13 protein-coding genes are annotated in these 15,639 nt (G+C 60.5%); 11 read left to right on the forward strand and 2 right to left on the reverse strand.

What is annotated here, in order from left to right; all coding sequences use genetic code 11:
* Positions 1 to 156 precede the first annotated feature (156 nt).
* Entirely contained in the window at positions 157 to 912 is a 756-nt protein-coding gene (locus J2046_RS21660) for a cytochrome c biogenesis CcdA family protein (protein ID WP_210055470.1), read from the forward strand.
* Between the two features lie 45 nt (positions 913 to 957).
* A complete protein-coding gene (locus J2046_RS21665; protein ID WP_210055472.1) occupies positions 958 to 1,920 on the forward strand; it encodes an AEC family transporter in 963 nt (320 codons plus the stop codon).
* Here the strand turns inward: J2046_RS21665 and J2046_RS21670 are convergent.
* Positions 1,897 to 3,099: a UbiH/UbiF family hydroxylase gene (locus J2046_RS21670; protein WP_210055474.1), complete on the reverse strand. Its 1,203-nt coding sequence runs from the start codon at positions 3,097 to 3,099 to the stop codon at positions 1,897 to 1,899. The genes J2046_RS21665 and J2046_RS21670 overlap by 24 nt on opposite strands.
* Before the next feature lie 188 nt (positions 3,100 to 3,287).
* Here J2046_RS21670 and pcsA point away from each other — a divergent pair, with 188 nt between their 5' ends.
* The 8 genes from pcsA (at position 3,288) to J2046_RS21710 (ending at position 13,110) form a co-directional block, all read left to right on the forward strand.
* Complete coding sequence (gene pcsA, locus J2046_RS21675) at positions 3,288 to 4,016, forward strand: phosphatidylcholine synthase (RefSeq protein ID WP_411828536.1); 729 nt, start codon at positions 3,288 to 3,290, stop codon at positions 4,014 to 4,016.
* Positions 4,017 to 4,189: 173 nt separating this feature from the next.
* Positions 4,190 to 5,770 carry an ABC transporter ATP-binding protein gene (locus J2046_RS21680; RefSeq protein WP_210055476.1) on the forward strand — a complete coding sequence of 527 codons (1,581 nt, stop codon included), beginning with the start codon at positions 4,190 to 4,192 and terminating at the stop codon, positions 5,768 to 5,770.
* Positions 5,754 to 6,842 carry an ABC transporter permease gene (locus J2046_RS21685; RefSeq protein WP_210055478.1) on the forward strand — a complete coding sequence of 363 codons (1,089 nt, stop codon included), beginning with the start codon at positions 5,754 to 5,756 and terminating at the stop codon, positions 6,840 to 6,842. The genes J2046_RS21680 and J2046_RS21685 overlap by 17 nt, the downstream gene beginning before the upstream one ends.
* On the forward strand, positions 6,842 to 7,756 hold the full coding sequence (locus J2046_RS21690; protein ID WP_210055479.1) for an ABC transporter permease: 915 nt from the start codon (positions 6,842 to 6,844) through the stop codon (positions 7,754 to 7,756). Before J2046_RS21685 ends, J2046_RS21690 begins: the two co-directional genes overlap by 1 nt.
* Positions 7,757 to 7,801: 45 nt before the next feature.
* Positions 7,802 to 8,875, forward strand: coding sequence for a BMP family ABC transporter substrate-binding protein (locus J2046_RS21695; RefSeq protein WP_037146844.1), 1,074 nt, complete (start codon positions 7,802 to 7,804; stop codon positions 8,873 to 8,875).
* A gap of 138 nt (positions 8,876 to 9,013) precedes the next feature.
* Entirely contained in the window at positions 9,014 to 10,375 is a 1,362-nt protein-coding gene (glmU, locus tag J2046_RS21700; protein WP_210055481.1) for a bifunctional UDP-N-acetylglucosamine diphosphorylase/glucosamine-1-phosphate N-acetyltransferase GlmU, read from the forward strand.
* Between the two features lie 122 nt (positions 10,376 to 10,497).
* A complete protein-coding gene (gene glmS / locus J2046_RS21705) occupies positions 10,498 to 12,324 on the forward strand; it encodes a glutamine--fructose-6-phosphate transaminase (isomerizing) (protein ID WP_210055483.1) in 1,827 nt (608 codons plus the stop codon).
* 90 nt (positions 12,325 to 12,414) lie between these two features.
* Positions 12,415 to 13,110, forward strand: coding sequence for a DUF502 domain-containing protein (locus J2046_RS21710; RefSeq protein ID WP_210055485.1), 696 nt, complete (start codon positions 12,415 to 12,417; stop codon positions 13,108 to 13,110).
* A gap of 1 nt (position 13,111) precedes the next feature.
* Here the strand turns inward: J2046_RS21710 and recG are convergent, their stop codons facing one another.
* A complete protein-coding gene (recG, locus tag J2046_RS21715; RefSeq protein WP_210055487.1) occupies positions 13,112 to 15,220 on the reverse strand; it encodes an ATP-dependent DNA helicase RecG in 2,109 nt (702 codons plus the stop codon).
* A gap of 89 nt (positions 15,221 to 15,309) precedes the next feature.
* On the opposite strand from recG, the gene J2046_RS21720 reads away from it, so the two are divergent.
* Positions 15,310 to 15,639 carry a succinate dehydrogenase assembly factor 2 gene (locus tag J2046_RS21720; protein ID WP_037146857.1) on the forward strand — a complete coding sequence of 110 codons (330 nt, stop codon included), beginning with the start codon at positions 15,310 to 15,312 and terminating at the stop codon, positions 15,637 to 15,639.

Consider the following 15,639-nt stretch of genomic DNA (forward strand, 5'->3'; position numbering starts at 1 on the left):
CAGGTGACCCGTTTCGGTCAACCCGCAAAAACAGCAAAAATGCGGCTTCTTGCCGCTTTTCCATGATGATGCGAAAAGGTGATTGGTATTCGTCGCCTTGAATCGCTACGTCAGGCGCAATGCGGGGTCTGAAAAGCCTGCCATCCGGAGCCACACGTGTCGATTGCCGAAATATCATTGCTGAGTGCGCTTCTTGCCGGCGCGTTGTCGTTCCTTTCTCCCTGCGTGCTGCCGCTCGTGCCGCCCTATCTTTGTTATATGGCGGGCATTTCCGTTGAACAGTTCCGGGGCGGCGGTGCCGCGGTTGCCGATTTCAGGAGCGGAACGCGCAGGGCGGTGCTGATGTCTGCGCTGTTCTTCACCCTGGGATTCGCAACCGTTTTCGTGGCGCTTGGGGCAGGGGCCTCGACGATCGGCGTACTGCTGCGTCAGCATCTGGATCTTCTTTCCAAGATTGGCGGCCTGATCATCATTGCCATGGGTCTCAACTTCCTCGGCGTCTTCCGAATCGGTTTCCTGGCCCGCGAGGCGCGCTTCCAGGGCGGCGGGCAGCCGGCAACTCTCTCAGGAGCCTATATCATGGGGCTTGCCTTTGCCTTCGGATGGACGCCGTGTATAGGTCCGGTGCTCGGCGCCATTCTCGGTGTTGCCGCCTCGCGCGACACGGTGGGCGATGGGGCCGTGCTGCTTGCAATCTATTCGCTCGGCCTTGCCGTGCCCTTCTGGATCGCCGCCGGCTTTTCGGGAGCCTTCATGCGGTTCCTGACGCGCTTCCGCCGCCATCTCGGCACGGTCGAGAAAGTCATGGGCGTATTCCTGATCCTGACCGGTCTCGCCTTCATCTTCGGCTTCGTCAGTTCTGCCGCGATCTGGTTCCAGCAGACCTTTCCAATCCTCATGCAAATCGGCTAACGGGAATCTCCTTCCAACGCGACCCGGGACCTTGGGCTAGCAAAGATGGCCGACATTATTGCAATGCTGTTGCCCTTTTTCGGGCTGATCTTCATCGGTTACCTCGCTGCCAAGGTTACCAAACAGCCCGCCGAAGCGCTTGGCTGGATGAACACTTTCATCATCTACGCAGCACTTCCGGCACTGTTCTTCAAACTCGTCTCGCGCACGCCGGTCGAACAGTTGACCCGGGTCGACTTCATTCTTGGCGAGATCGGCGCGACCTATCTGATCTTCTTCCTTCTTTTTCTCATCGGCTTCTTCATCCGCCGCAATTCCTTCGCCGATTGCACAATCCAGTCGTTTGCGGGCGCCTATGGCAATATCGGCTACATGGGGCCGGGGCTGGCGCTGCTGGCCTTCGGTGAAGCGGCCGCCGTGCCGGTGGCGCTGATCGTCTGCTTCGAGAATGCCGCGCATTTCATCGTTGCGCCTGCCATGATGGCGGTGGCCGGGGACGATAGGCGACCGGCGATCCGGGTTGCGGCCGACATTGCCCGAAGGGTGGCATTGCACCCGTTCATCATCTCGACCGTGCTGGGCTTTTGTTTTGCCGCCCTGGCGATCAGGCCACCGGAGGCATTCCAGCGCCTGGTCGATTATCTGGCGCAGGCGGCAGCCCCTTGCGCTCTCTTCGCCATGGGGGTGACGCTGGCGCTGAGGCCCATCCGCCGCGTGCCCGTGGAGATCGGCTATATCGCCGTTTTCAAGCTGATCATGCTGCCGATGACGACCTATGTGGTGCTGTCGCTGATCGGCAATTTCGATCCTGTCTGGATCTATTCGGCAACCCTGCTTTCGGCGCTGCCGACGGCGACGAACGTTTTCGTCATCAGCCAGCAATATCACGTCTGGCAGGAGAGGGCGTCGGCGAGCATCCTGATCATCACCGTACTCTCGGTGCTGACCTTGCCGGTATTTCTATACCTCATCAACGCTGGAATTCTACCGCCGGACCTCGTTCCTTAAGGTGTCAAGGACGGCACGGAACCCGCGGCCAGGCTCGATTCCCTCGCGCATCAAGAGGTTGCGGAGCGGCGGGGCGCTGCCGAGGAGGTGCAGGCCGGCTGCACGAAGCATCTGGACGGGCAGGAAATCCGACAGCAGAGAACGGTTGAGAACGTCGACTCCGAAGGTCCGGCTCATGACGTCCGGTCGCCGGCGCCGGTTGAAACGATCGCCGGCATCCGCCGGAATCGGCCGGCCGCCGATGGGGGCCAGAAGCTCGGAAAGGGTGATAACGTCGCGCAGCGACAGGTTGAGGCCCTGCGCGCCGATCGGCGGGAAGGCATGCGCGGCTTCGCCGATCAGGGCTAGGCGCCCCTTGCCGAAACGGTCCGCCATCAGGCTTGAAAGCGGCCAGATCTGCGGCGTGTCTTCCACCGTCACCTTGCCGAGCATGGACTGCATGCGATCTTCGATAGCCTGCGACAGGTCTTTGACAGGCAGAGCGACGAGGCGCTGAGCTTCCTTCGGCGTCACGACCCAGACAAGGCTGGAGCGAAGGCCCGGAAGCGGAACCTGGGTAAAAGGTCCAGTCTCCGTGTGGAATTCGGTCGAGACATTGCCGTGCGGCAGCGTATGGGCGAAATTCAGCACCAGTGCCGATTGGCTGTAGGACCAACGGCGCACGCCGATTCCGGCCGCGTCGCGGGTCTTTGACTTCCGTCCATCGGCCCCCACAATAAAATCGACCGTGATGGTGGAGGCATCCGAAAGCGTAATCGCTGCCCGTTCGGCGGAATAATCCACGGTTTGAACGCTCTGCGTAATCTTGGTGATGTTCGGTTCCGCAGTGACGGCTGCATCCAGCGTCCCGGACAGCGCCTTGTTCGGGATATTGTAGCCGAAGGCATAAAGGCCGACATCCTGTGCCCGGAACTGTGTCGTCGGCGCCCGCAGCAGCCGCTTCGTGCCATCGATGATCTGCATGATGGAAAGGGCGGCCGCCGAGGGGGCAATATCATCCCAGACGCCGAGCCGTTCCAGGAAGCGGATCGACTGGTCCATCAACGCCGTCGTGCGCTCGTCGGCTTTTTCGGATACGGGAGCAATGAGGGCCACCTTGCGCCCGGCACGCGCGAGAGCCAGGGCCGCAAGCGATCCGGCAAGCCCCCCGCCCACCACGGCGATCTCGAAATGCTGCATTTCCGTTGTCCTGATCTGCGAATATCCGTGATGAACTTATCTAGAACTTCAAAGCGTGCATATCCATGGGGCATCGCGGCGCAGCATAGAAAAAGCAAGGGTTTATCCGCACAGCGTGGGTCTGGCAGGTTGCAAAGCGTGCTGATTGGCCGCATACCAGCCCAACGAGAGAGAGGTGGACTGGCGGCGTGATCAGACGAATCTTCAACTACCGGAAAGTTCCTTATGCGGAAATGCGCGCCTTTTCGGTTCATCTTCTAACTGCTTCAGGTTCGTTCCTGGCCTTCCTGGGAGTTGTCGCGGCAGCCGAACACCGCTTTGTGGACATGTTCTGGTGGCTCGGCCTTGCGCTGCTTGTCGACGGTATCGACGGACCGATCGCCCGCAAGGTGCGGGTCAAGGAAGTCTTGCCCAACTGGTCGGGCGACACGCTCGACAATATCATCGACTACGTGACGTATGTCCTGCTGCCGGCTTTCGCACTCTACCAGAGCGGCATGATCGGCGAGCCCTGGTCCTTCTTCGCTGCCGGCGCGATCGTCGTGTCGAGCGCCGTCTATTACGCCGACACGGGCATGAAGACGGAGGAATATTTCTTCTCCGGTTTCCCGGTCGTCTGGAACATGGTGATCTTCACGCTTTTTGCTATCGATGCCAGTGCGTTGACGGCGCTGATTGTCGTCTCAATCTCTGTGATCCTCACGTTCCTTCCGATCAATTTCCTGCATCCGGTGCGGGTGAAGCGCTTGAGACCATTCAACCTCGCCGTCTGCCTTGTCTGGTGCGCATTGGGTGGCTACGCGCTCCTCCTGCATTTCGCCACGCCGGACTGGGTGGCCTGGGGTGTCGTCGTGAGTGGCGTCTACCTTTATTGCATTGGTGCCGTGCTGCAGCTTTTCCCCAATCTGGGGAAATAGTTGGACGTTGCTTCTGGTGCTTTTTCTTTGATGTTGTGCGAAGCAACAAAAACGGTATCAATATGATAAAAGAACGCTGGGGCCTCAGGCTTGAGAAGCGTTCAAAGAACAATGCGCCGCCGTGCCGGCCGAGCCTCGCAGGAAGGCTGGACACAGGCGAAACAGGGGGTTCAGTGACGTTATCCGAAGGTCCGGCGACCGTTCCGCTCTTGTCGGTTCGAGGTTTGACCAAACTTTTCGGCAGCTTCGCCGCCTGCAGCGCGATCGATCTGGATATCGCGCCGGGCGAGATTCATGCACTTCTCGGCGAGAACGGCGCCGGCAAATCCACGCTGGTCAAGATGCTTTTCGGCGTGCTGCAACCGAGCGCGGGTCAGATTCTTTGGGACGGCTCACCAGTGACAATCGCCTCGCCCGGCGAAGCCCGCCGCCTCGGCATAGGCATGGTCTTCCAGCATTTCTCGCTCTTCGAGGCGTTGACGGTGGCGGAGAACATCGCGCTGTCGCTCGACCCGAGAATTTCGCTGTCGAGGATTTCCGACGAAGCGGCGTCGCTTTCAAAAGCCTATGGTCTGCCGCTCGATCCCAAGGCGCATGTGGCGGACCTTTCCGTCGGTGAGCGCCAGCGCATCGAGATCGTTCGCGCCCTGCTGCAAAATCCCAAGCTGATCATCCTAGACGAGCCGACCTCGGTACTGACGCCGCAGGAGGCCGATCGTCTGTTCGAAACGCTTTTCAAGCTGAAGGCCGAAGGTCGATCGGTTCTCTACATCAGCCATCGGCTGGAGGAGGTGCGGCGCATCTGCGACCGTGCGACCGTGCTCCGTCACGGCAAGGTTACCGGCGCCTGCGACCCGAAACTGGAGACGCCGGCCTCGCTCGCCCGCATGATGGTTGGCTCCGACGTGGCCGAGGTGCATCGGGATGGCGAAACGCCGCTTGGGGATACCTGCATCGAGGTCAGCGATCTTTCGGTGCCGGCGCGCACGCCCTTTGCCGTCTCGCTGAAGAATATCTCGATGAAGGTGCGGGCCGGAGAGGTGCTGGCGATCGCAGGCGTCGCCGGCAACGGTCAGGGTGAACTCTTCGATGCTCTGTCGGGCGAATATCCCGTCGCCGAAGACGAGGCGATCCGTATCCGCGGCAAGGCGGTCGGCCATACCGGCATCAACGGACGCCGACTGCTCGGCGCCGGCTTCGTGCCGGAGGAGCGCCATGGCCATGCGGCTGTCCCGGCTATGCCGCTTTCCGACAATCTTTTGCTCGCCCGCAGTCAGTCGGATAGGAAGGCCTTTTTATCTGCCGGCTTCGCCGCAATCGTCCGCCACGATGCGATCCGTTCGGCGACGCGGCGCATCTGCGAGGCGATGGATGTGAGAAAAAGCGGTGAGGATCCGCTCGCGGGTTCGCTTTCCGGCGGCAATCTGCAGAAATTCATCGTCGGGCGCGAGCTCGACCGTCAGCCGGCTGTCCTGGTCGTCAATCAGCCGACCTGGGGTGTCGATGCGGGTGCAGCAAGCCGCATTCGCCAGGCGCTGATCGATCTCGCCAAGGCAGGCTCGGCCGTTGTTGTTATCAGCCAGGATCTGGACGAGATTTTCGAAATCGCGACCAATATCGCCGTAATCTCGGAAGGCAAGTTGTCCAAGGCCTATCCGGCCGGAACGCTCAGCCTCGAGCGCATCGGCCTCATGATGGGTGGCGTCCACGAGAGCCATTCGATTCCGGAGGCGGCGCATGCGTATCGAGCTTGAAAAGCGCGCCCGCGTCTCGACGCTGTTCTCGATCCTGTCGCCGCTGCTTGCGCTGGCGCTCACACTGGTCTTCGGCGCGATCATGTTCTGGCTGCTCGGAAAAAACCCGCTTAACGCGCTCTATGTTTATTTCGTCGAGCCGCTGCTGGAAGTCTGGTCGCTGCACGAACTGGCGATCAAGGCCGCGCCGCTCATCCTCATCGGTGTCGGGCTTGCGGTCTGCTACCGGTCCAACAATTGGAACATTGGCGCAGAAGGCCAGTTTACCATCGGCGCGATTACCGGTTCGATCCTGCCGGTCCTGTATCCCGACTGGCATTCACCGATGATCCTGCCGCTCATGCTGATCATGGGAATGGTGGGCGGCGCGCTGTATGCCGGGATTCCGGCCCTTCTGAAAACCCGCTTCAACACCAACGAGATCCTGACGAGCCTCATGCTGGTCTATATCGCCCAGCTCTATCTCGACTGGTTGGTGCGCGGTCTGTGGCGAGACCCGCAGGGATACAACTTCCCGCAGACCAAGAGTTTTCAGGTCGAGGCGGTCCTGCCGGAAATACTCTCCTCCGGCCGCGCCCATTGGGCCTTTGTCTTCGCGATTATCGCAGCCGTAGCGCTTTGGTTCATGATGCGCTTCATGCTGAAAGGGTTCGAAGTTTCCGTGCTCGGTCAATCAGAAAGGGCAGGGCGCTTTGCCGGCTTTTCTGCTCGCCGCATGGTCTGGTTTTCGATGCTGCTCTCCGGCGCTCTGGCGGGGCTCGCCGGTATATCGGAAGTGTCAGGCTCGATCGGCCATGTGCAGCCGACCATCTCGCCTGGCTATGGCTTCACCGCCATCATCGTCGCCTTCCTCGGACGCCTCAATCCGCTCGGCATTATCGCCTCGGGCCTTGTGCTGGCGCTGACTTATCTCGGCGGCGAGGCGGCGCAGCTTTCGATCGGCATTTCGGACAAGGTCAGCCGCGTCTTCCAGGGCTTGCTTCTGTTTTTCGTGCTCTCCTGTGACACGCTCATTCACTACAGAATTCGACTGATCGTTGCGGGCACCAAACCGGTGGAGGTGAAGGCCTGATGTTCGAGGCTATCCTTCTCACCGTCATCACCGCTTCGACACCGCTCGTCATTGCGTCGCTTGGTGAACTTGTGACGGAACGCGCCGGCGTGCTGAACCTCGGTGTCGAAGGCATGATGATCATGGGCGCAGTCTGCGCCTTCGCCGCCGCGCAACTGACCGGCTCGCCTCATCTCGGCATTCTCGCCGGCATTCTGGGCGGGGCGATTTTCTCGCTGCTCTTCGGTTTTCTGACGCTGACGCTCGTTGCCAACCAGGTGGCGACCGGCCTTGCACTCACCATTCTGGGGCTTGGTCTTTCCGGCCAGATCGGCGAGGCGTTCGTCGGCCAGCCGGGCGTCAAGCTGCCGCCGATCGTCATCCCGCTGCTCTCGGATATTCCGTTCGTCGGCCGGGTTCTCTTCAGCCAGGACCTGACCTTCTATCTGTCCATCGCGCTGGTGATCGGCATCAACTGGTTCCTGTTCAGGAGCCGCACGGGCTTGAAGATCCGGGCAATCGGCGACAGCCATGCCTCCGCTCATGCGCTGGGCATCAATGTCATCCGCACACGCTATCTGGCGGTCATGTTCGGCGGTGCCTGCGCCGGGCTTGCCGGAGCGCAGCTCTCGCTCGTCTATACGCCGCAATGGGTGGAGAACATGTCGGCCGGCCGGGGCTGGATCGCATTGGCCCTCGTCGTCTTCGCCTCATGGAGGCCCTGGCGAGTGCTTGCCGGCGGTTATCTTTTCGGTGCAGTCGGGGTTGGCCAATTGCACGCGCAGGCCTTCGGTGTCGGCCTGCCTTCGCAACTCCTGTCCGCCCTTCCATATGCGGCCACTATTGTCGTGCTGATCATCATCTCGCATAATCGCCGCACGACGCTCATCAATACGCCGGCATCGCTCGGGAAACCCTTTGTCCCCGACCGGTGACCGCGGTGCAAAAACAAACGTCTTCAAGCCAATAGAGGTTCGGAAATGAAGAAACTGATTATTGCCCTTGCCGCATCGGCCGCCTTGCTTGGCGGGTTTTCGACCGGCGCCCAGGCCCAGGAAAAGAAGAAGGTCTGTTTCATCTACGTCGGGTCGAAGACGGACGGCGGGTGGACACAGGCGCATGACCTCGGCCGCCAGGAGCTCCAGAAGGCTCTCGATGACAAGATCGAGACGCCCTTCCTGGAAAACGTTCCGGAGGGCCCGGATGCCGAGCGCGCCATCGAGCGTATGGCCCGGTCCGGCTGCGCCATGGTCTTTACCACGTCTTTCGGCTTCATGGACGCCACCGTCAAGGTGGCTCAAAAGTTTCCGGACGTGAAGTTCGAACATGCGACTGGCTTCAAGTCTGCTCCGAATCTCGCAACCTACAACTCACGCTTCTATGAAGGTCGCTATATCCAGGGGCAGATCGCTGCGAAGATGTCGAAGAAGGGGCTGGCAGGCTACATCGCCTCCTTCCCGATCCCGGAAGTAGTGATGGGCATCAACGCCTTCGAACTCGGTGCCAAGTCGATCAACCCGAACTTCAAGCTGAAGGTGGTCTGGGCCAATACCTGGTTCGATCCCGGCAAGGAAGCCGACGCTGCGAAGGCTCTCATCGATCAGGGCGTTGATATTCTGACCCAGCACACCGACACGACTGCTCCGATGCAGGTCGCGGCCGAGCGAGGCATCCTGGCGTTCGGACAGGCATCCGACATGATCGCCGCCGGCCCGAAGACCCAGCTCACCGCGATCGTAGACACCTGGGGTGCCTATTACATCAAGCGCACCAAGGCACTCCTCGACGGCACCTGGAAATCCGAACAGATCTGGGACGGCTTGAAGGACGGCATCCTGACCATGGCGCCCTATACCAACATGCCGGACGACGTGAAGGCGATGGCCGAGGAGACCGAAGCCAAGATCAAGTCGGGTGAACTCCATCCCTTCACCGGCCCGATCAACAAGCAGGACGGCACCGCCTGGCTTGCCGCGGGCGAAAAGGCTCAGGATGGCGTTTTACTCGGCATGAATTTCTACGTTGAAGGCGTCGACGACAAGCTGCCTCAATAGTGTCTGATCCACTTTCCTTTTGGGAAGCATGGAGGGCGTCCACGGGCGCCCTTTTTGTTTCTGCCGCACACAAGCCGTCTATCGCGCTTCAACTGTCTTGCTGCTAAAAGCCGGGCAATTGCATGAAGGAGATTCCCGATGAGCCGTTCCTGCCTTGCCGTCATCCTCGCCGCTGGCGATAGCACACGCATGAGGTCGTCGATGTCAAAGGTGCTGCATCCGGTGGCCGGCCGGCCTATGATCGCGCATGTGATGGCCGCGGTAGCATCGACGGGCGTTTCCGCTGCGGCCCTCGTGGTCGGCCGGGATGCGGATGCGGTTGTCAAAGCGGGCGCTGTCGAGGGCGTTACGGTCGAGGCCTTTCTCCAGGCCGAACGACGCGGAACGGGCCATGCGGTCCTCACAGCAAAAGATGCCATCGCTCACGGTTACGACGATGTGTTGATTGCCTACGGTGACGTGCCGCTGGTGACATCCGCGACCTTTACCCTGGCACGTGAAGGACTTGCTGACGGGGCGGCTGTCGTGGTGATCGGCTTTCATACCGACAAGCCGACTGGTTACGGTCGACTCCTTGTCGAAAACGGCGAGCTCATCGCTATTCGCGAGGAGAAAGATGCAAGCGAGGAAGAACGCAAGGTCACTTGGTGCAACAGCGGCTTGATGGCGATCGATGGCCGCAAGGCGCTGTCGCTTCTCGAAAAAATCAGCAACAACAATGCCAAGGGTGAATATTATCTTACCGATCTGATCGAGATCGCGCGCGCTGAGGGCGGCAGGGTGGTGGCCGTCGATGCACCCGAAACGGAGGTCGCCGGCTGCAACAACCGCGCCGAGCTTGCCGCCCTTGAAAGGCTGTGGCAGGAGCGTCGCCGCAACGAACTGATGCTCTCGGGCGTCACCATGGTCGCGCCGGAGACTGTCTTCCTTTCCTACGATACCGAAATTGGCCAGGACGCGTTTATCGAGCCGAATGTCTTTTTCGGACCTGGCGTGAAGGTCGAGGCCGGGGCACTCATTCATGCCTTTTCGCATATGGAGCGTGCCCACATCGGGGCGGGTGCGGAAATAGGCCCGTTTGCGCGTCTCCGGCCAGGCGCCACGTTGCTTTCCAGGTCCAAGGTCGGCAATTTCTGCGAGGTCAAGAATGCCGAAATTGGTGAGGGAGCCAAGGTCAATCACCTGACCTATGTCGGCGATGCGTTCGTCGGGGCCCATTCGAACATCGGCGCGGGTGCCATCACCTGCAACTATGACGGCGTGAACAAGCACGTGACCCGCATCGGCGCGAATGCCTTCATCGGCTCCAATTCCTCGCTGGTGGCGCCGGTTTCTATCGGCGACGGCGCCTATGTAGCCTCCGGCAGCGTGATTACCGAAGACGTGCCCGCCGATGCGCTGGCCCTTGGCCGCGCACGCCAGGAAATAAAGCCTGAGCGTGCCAAAGTGATCCGGGAGCGCGCGCTTGCCTTCAAGGCTGCTAAAAAAGCAACGAAATAAACAACAGCACCTTAACCGCTGACCATTACTTTCCGACATCGAAAGTGACTGGTGAACCGATTGCGCAAAACGCGCAATCGGATAGGAATTCTGGCGGTTCAACCAAGCGGAGATAAGCATCCATGTGCGGGATTGTCGGGATCGTCGGAAGAGGGCCGGTAGCATCACGCTTGGTTGATGCGCTTCGGCGGCTCGAATATCGCGGTTATGATTCCGCCGGAATCGCGACGATCTGCGAGGGCAGGATGGATCGCCGCCGTGCCGAGGGCAAGCTGTTCAATCTTGAAAAGAAGCTCGATGCGGAACCGCTGCCCGGCATGATCGGTATCGCCCACACACGTTGGGCGACCCACGGCGTGCCGAATGAAACCAACGCGCATCCGCATTTCGTCGCGGGTGTCGCCGTCGTCCACAACGGCATCATCGAGAACTTTTCCGAACTGAAGGACGAACTGCTTGCCGAAGGCGCCGTCTTCGAGAGCCAGACCGATACGGAAGTCGTGGCGCATCTGCTCGCCAAATACACCCGCCAGGGCATGGATCACCGCGAGGCCATGCTTGCCATGCTCAACCGCGTCTCCGGGGCCTATGCGCTGGTCGTGATGTTCGAAGACGATCCCGACACGATCATGGCTGCGCGTTTCGGGCCGCCGTTGGCGATCGGCCATGGCCGGGGCGAGATGTTTTTGGGCTCTGACGCGATCGCGTTGTCGCCTTTCACCAATGAGATCACCTATCTGGTGGATGGCGATTGCGCCATCATGACCCACAAAGGTGTCGAGATTATCGATTACGAAGGCAAGCCGCTCAAGCGGCAGAGCCAGATTTCTCAAGCCGCCGCCTTCATGGTGGACAAGGGCAACCACCGCCATTTCATGGAGAAGGAGATCTACGAGCAGCCCGAGATCATTTCTCACGCGCTCAGCAACTATATCGATTTTGCCGCTCACACGGTGAAGAAGAACGATACGGCGATCGATTTCGGCAAGGTCTCCGGGCTGGCAATCGCCGCTTGCGGTACAGCCTATCTCTCCGGCCTGGTCGGCAAATACTGGTTCGAGCGTTATGCACGCCTGCCCGTCGAGATCGATGTCGCCTCCGAATTCCGGTACCGCGAATTGCCGCTGTCGCCCTCGCAGGCGGCATTGTTCATCTCGCAGTCGGGGGAGACGGCGGATACGCTGGCCTCGCTGCGCTACTGTAAGGATCTGGGCCTGAAGATCGGTGCGGTGGTGAACGTCAGGGAATCCACCATTGCTCGCGAAGCGGACGCGATTTTCCCGATCCTCGCCGGACCGGAGATCGGTGTCGCGTCTACCAAGGCCTTCACCTGCCAGTTGGCCGTCCTGGCTGCACTTGCGATCGGAGCCGGTCGCGCCCGTGGCACCGTGACTGCAGGCGACGAAAAGGCGATGGTCAAGCATCTTGCCGAGATGCCGCGCATCATGAGCCGGGTGTTGAACGACATCCAGCCCGAGATCGAGGGCCTGTCTCGTGAGCTCTCCCGTTTCAAGGATGTTCTTTATCTTGGCCGCGGCACAAGTTTTCCGCTCGCCATGGAAGGTGCGCTGAAGCTCAAGGAAATCTCCTATATCCATGCGGAAGGTTATGCCGCTGGCGAGCTGAAGCACGGGCCAATCGCGCTGATCGACGAGAACATGCCGGTGATCGTGATCGCACCGCATGACCGTTTCTTCGAGAAGACGGTCTCCAACATGCAGGAAGTAGCGGCGCGGGGCGGCAGGATCATCTTCATCACCGACGAGAAAGGAGCGGCTGCCTCGAAACTGCCGACCATGGCGACCATTGCGCTGCCGAACGTGGACGAGATCATCGCACCAATGATCTTCTCGCTGCCGATCCAGTTGCTTGCCTATCACACGGCAGTCTTCATGGGCACGGATGTCGATCAGCCGCGCAACCTGGCGAAATCCGTCACTGTCGAGTGATCTCTGCGGCTTTTCCTTGCAACGCAGCATCGCATCCGGCATTGTCGCCTCGATGAATGCTGCAGTGTTTAGATGGGTCAGGGAAGCCGGATGAGCGACAGTCCAGAGCGTATATCGCTGGCGGGCCGGCTCAGGAATAACTTCCTTACCGGGCTCGTCATCTGCGCGCCGCTCGCGATCACCATATGGCTGACCTTCACCTTCATCGACTGGGCGGATAGCTGGGTCACCCCCTACATTCCGAAGCGCTACGACCCGCAATATTATTTCAATATCACCATTCCCGGCACGGGTCTGGTGATTGCGGTCGTCTTGATCACCATCATCGGCTTCCTCGGCAAGAACTTGATTGGGCGGTCGATCGTCAATTTCGGCGAGTCGATCCTGCACCGCATGCCGCTCGTCCGGACGATCTACAGAAGCGTCAAGCAGATCCTGGAGACGGTGCTGAAGGAGCAGTCGACCTCCTTCAAGAAATGCGGGCTGATCGAATTCCCGAGCCCCGGCATGTGGGCGCTGGTCTTCATTTCCGGTGACGCACAGGGAGAGATCGCGGCAAAGCTCAATGCGGATGGCGAGGAGATGGTTGCCGTCTTCCTGCCTCCGACGCCGGTGCCGACAGCCGGCTTCTTGATGTTCGTGCCGAAGAGCAAGATCATCATGCTGGACATGACGCCGGAGGAGGGGGCGAAACTGCTGATTTCCGGGGGGCTGATCGCGCCGGACTATAAGCCTGCCAGAGGCGCACCGACGGCAGTTCTGCCGCCGCCGGTAACGCAAGGCTGATCTATCCGGCTCTCAGGAAACGAATCGCTTCGTCGCGACGGTGCAGATAGAGCAGCACGCGCACGTTCTGGCCGCGTTCGCTCGTCAATTCCGGGTCACGTTCCAACAGATAGGCTGCATCCTTGCGGGCGATCTCCAAGAGGTCGGCATGCGCCTCAAGGCTTGCGATCCTGAAACCCGGCGTGCCGGACTGGCGGGTGCCGAGCAGCTCACCTTCGCCACGCAGGCGCAAATCCTCCTCGGCGATCAGGAAACCGTCCTCGCTGTCGCGCAGGATCGAAAGCCGCGCCCGGCCTGTCTCACTAAGTGGCCCTTTATAGAGCAGGATGCAGGTGGAAGCTTCGTCGCCGCGTCCGACCCGGCCGCGAAGCTGGTGAAGCTGGGCAAGCCCGAAGCGTTCCGCATGCTCGATCACCATGATCGTTGCATCCGGCACGTCGACGCCCACCTCCACGACGGTGGTCGCGACCAGCAAACGCAACTCGCCATTCTTGAATGCGGACATGACCGCATCCTTTTCCGGACCGCTCATGCGGCCGTGGATGAGCCCGACATTATCGCGGCTCAGCTCTTTCGCCAGCACCGCATACCGCTCCTCCGCCGACATGAGGTCGGAGACATCCGACTCCTCGACCAGTGGACATATCCAATAAGCCTTCTTTCCTTCATCGATCGCGCTTCTCAGCCGTGCGACGATCTCGCTGAGCCGTTCGGTCGGGATGGTGACGGTCTGGATTGGTTTGCGGCCGGCAGGTTTCTCGGTGAGCTTGGAAACGTCCATGTCGCCGAAGGCGGCAAGCACCAAAGTGCGCGGGATCGGCGTCGCGGTCATCACCAGCATGTGCGGCGAGATACCCTTGGCGGTCAGCCGGAGACGCTGATGCACGCCAAACCGGTGCTGCTCGTCCACGACGGCAAGCATCAAATTGTGATAGTTGATCGCATCTTGGAAGAGCGCATGGGTGCCGATAACGATCCGGGCTTCGCCGGAGGCGATTCTTTCGGCGATCTGCTCGCGTTCCCGACCCTTCGTGCGCCCGGTCAGGACCTCGACCGTCACGCCTGCCGCTCCGGCCAGTTTGGAGATTGTTGCGAAATGCTGGCGGGCAAGGATTTCCGTTGGTGCCATGAGCACTGCCTGACCACCGGCTTCGACAGCCGCCGCCATGGCGAGCAGCGCAACCAGCGTCTTTCCGGCGCCGACATCACCCTGTAGAAGCCGCAGCATGCGCTCATCAGACGCCATATCCTTCAGAATATCATCGACAGCCAGCTTCTGGCTTGGTGTCAGCGAGAAGGGTAGGGAGGCTATGATCCTGGCGGATAGATCGCCCTTTACCCGGATCGGCTGGCCCGGCACCTTGCGAAGGCGTTGGCGCACCAGCGAGAGCGACACCTGACCGGCCAGGAACTCGTCATAGGCAAGCCGGCGGCGGGCGGGCGACTGCGGATCGATATCCATCTCGTCGCGCGGATCGTGCAGACGCCTGAAGGCTTCCGTAACGGAAGGAAACCCTTGACGCTGCGTGAGTGCTGCATCCGCCCATTCCGGCAGGGTTGATAGACGTGCGACGGCGCCCTCGATCGTCCTGCGCAGCACTTTGGGCGACAGGCCTGCCGTTAGAGGATAAACAGGCTCGATCAGCGGCAGGTTTTCGGCCTCCGAGGATTTCACGATGAAATCCGGATGCACCATGGAAGGGCGGCCGTTGAACCAGTCTACCTTGCCGCTCACCATCACCAACTCGTCGATCGGCAGCGATTTCTCCAGCCAGTTGCCTTTGGCATGGAAGAAGGTCAGCGCCAGTTCGCCCGTATCGTCATGGAGAAAAACACGATAGGGCAGGTTCGACTTGCCGCGCGGCGGGGGCTGATGCCGATCGACGCGTCCTTCGATGGTGACGATCGCCCCTTGTGGCGCGAGGGCGATGCCCGGCCGGTTGCGCCTATCGATCAGCGAATAGGGAGCGTGGAAGAGGAGGTCGATGACACGGCAATCGTCCGCATCTTCGCGGCCGGTAACACGCGCGATCAGGTCGGCGAGCTTCGGCCCGACGCCGGCAAGCGAAGCGACGGGCGAGAACAGTGGATCGAGAATGGCGGGACGCATAAAGCGCAAAATGCGATGGATTTTGCCTATTTGGCAAGGTGACGACGGCAGAAAAGCGTCCTATATGAACCGCAAACAGGGACACCGACATGACAGGACTATCACGCACCAGCGCGGATCTCGATCCGCGCCGCCGTCGCATTCTCTATCGTTGCTGGCATCGCGGCATACGCGAGATGGATCTCGTATTCGGGCAGTTTGCGGAAACGGAGATTGCTCGTCTGTCCGATGCCGAACTCGATCAGTTCGAGGCGGTCATGGGGGAGGACGATCATGATCTGCATGCCTGGATTACGGGCGCAAAGCCGCTCCCGGAACATCTGCGGACGCCGCTTTTTGCGCGCATAGCTGCCTACACGCCGGATTTCGACCCGGTCACCAAGGCTTCTCTGGAAGCGAGGCTCGGCCTCATCCGATGA

Origin of the sequence: Neorhizobium petrolearium (genome assembly GCF_017873175.1) — a bacterium.
GTDB classification, from domain to species: Bacteria; Pseudomonadota; Alphaproteobacteria; order Rhizobiales; family Rhizobiaceae; genus Neorhizobium; species Neorhizobium petrolearium.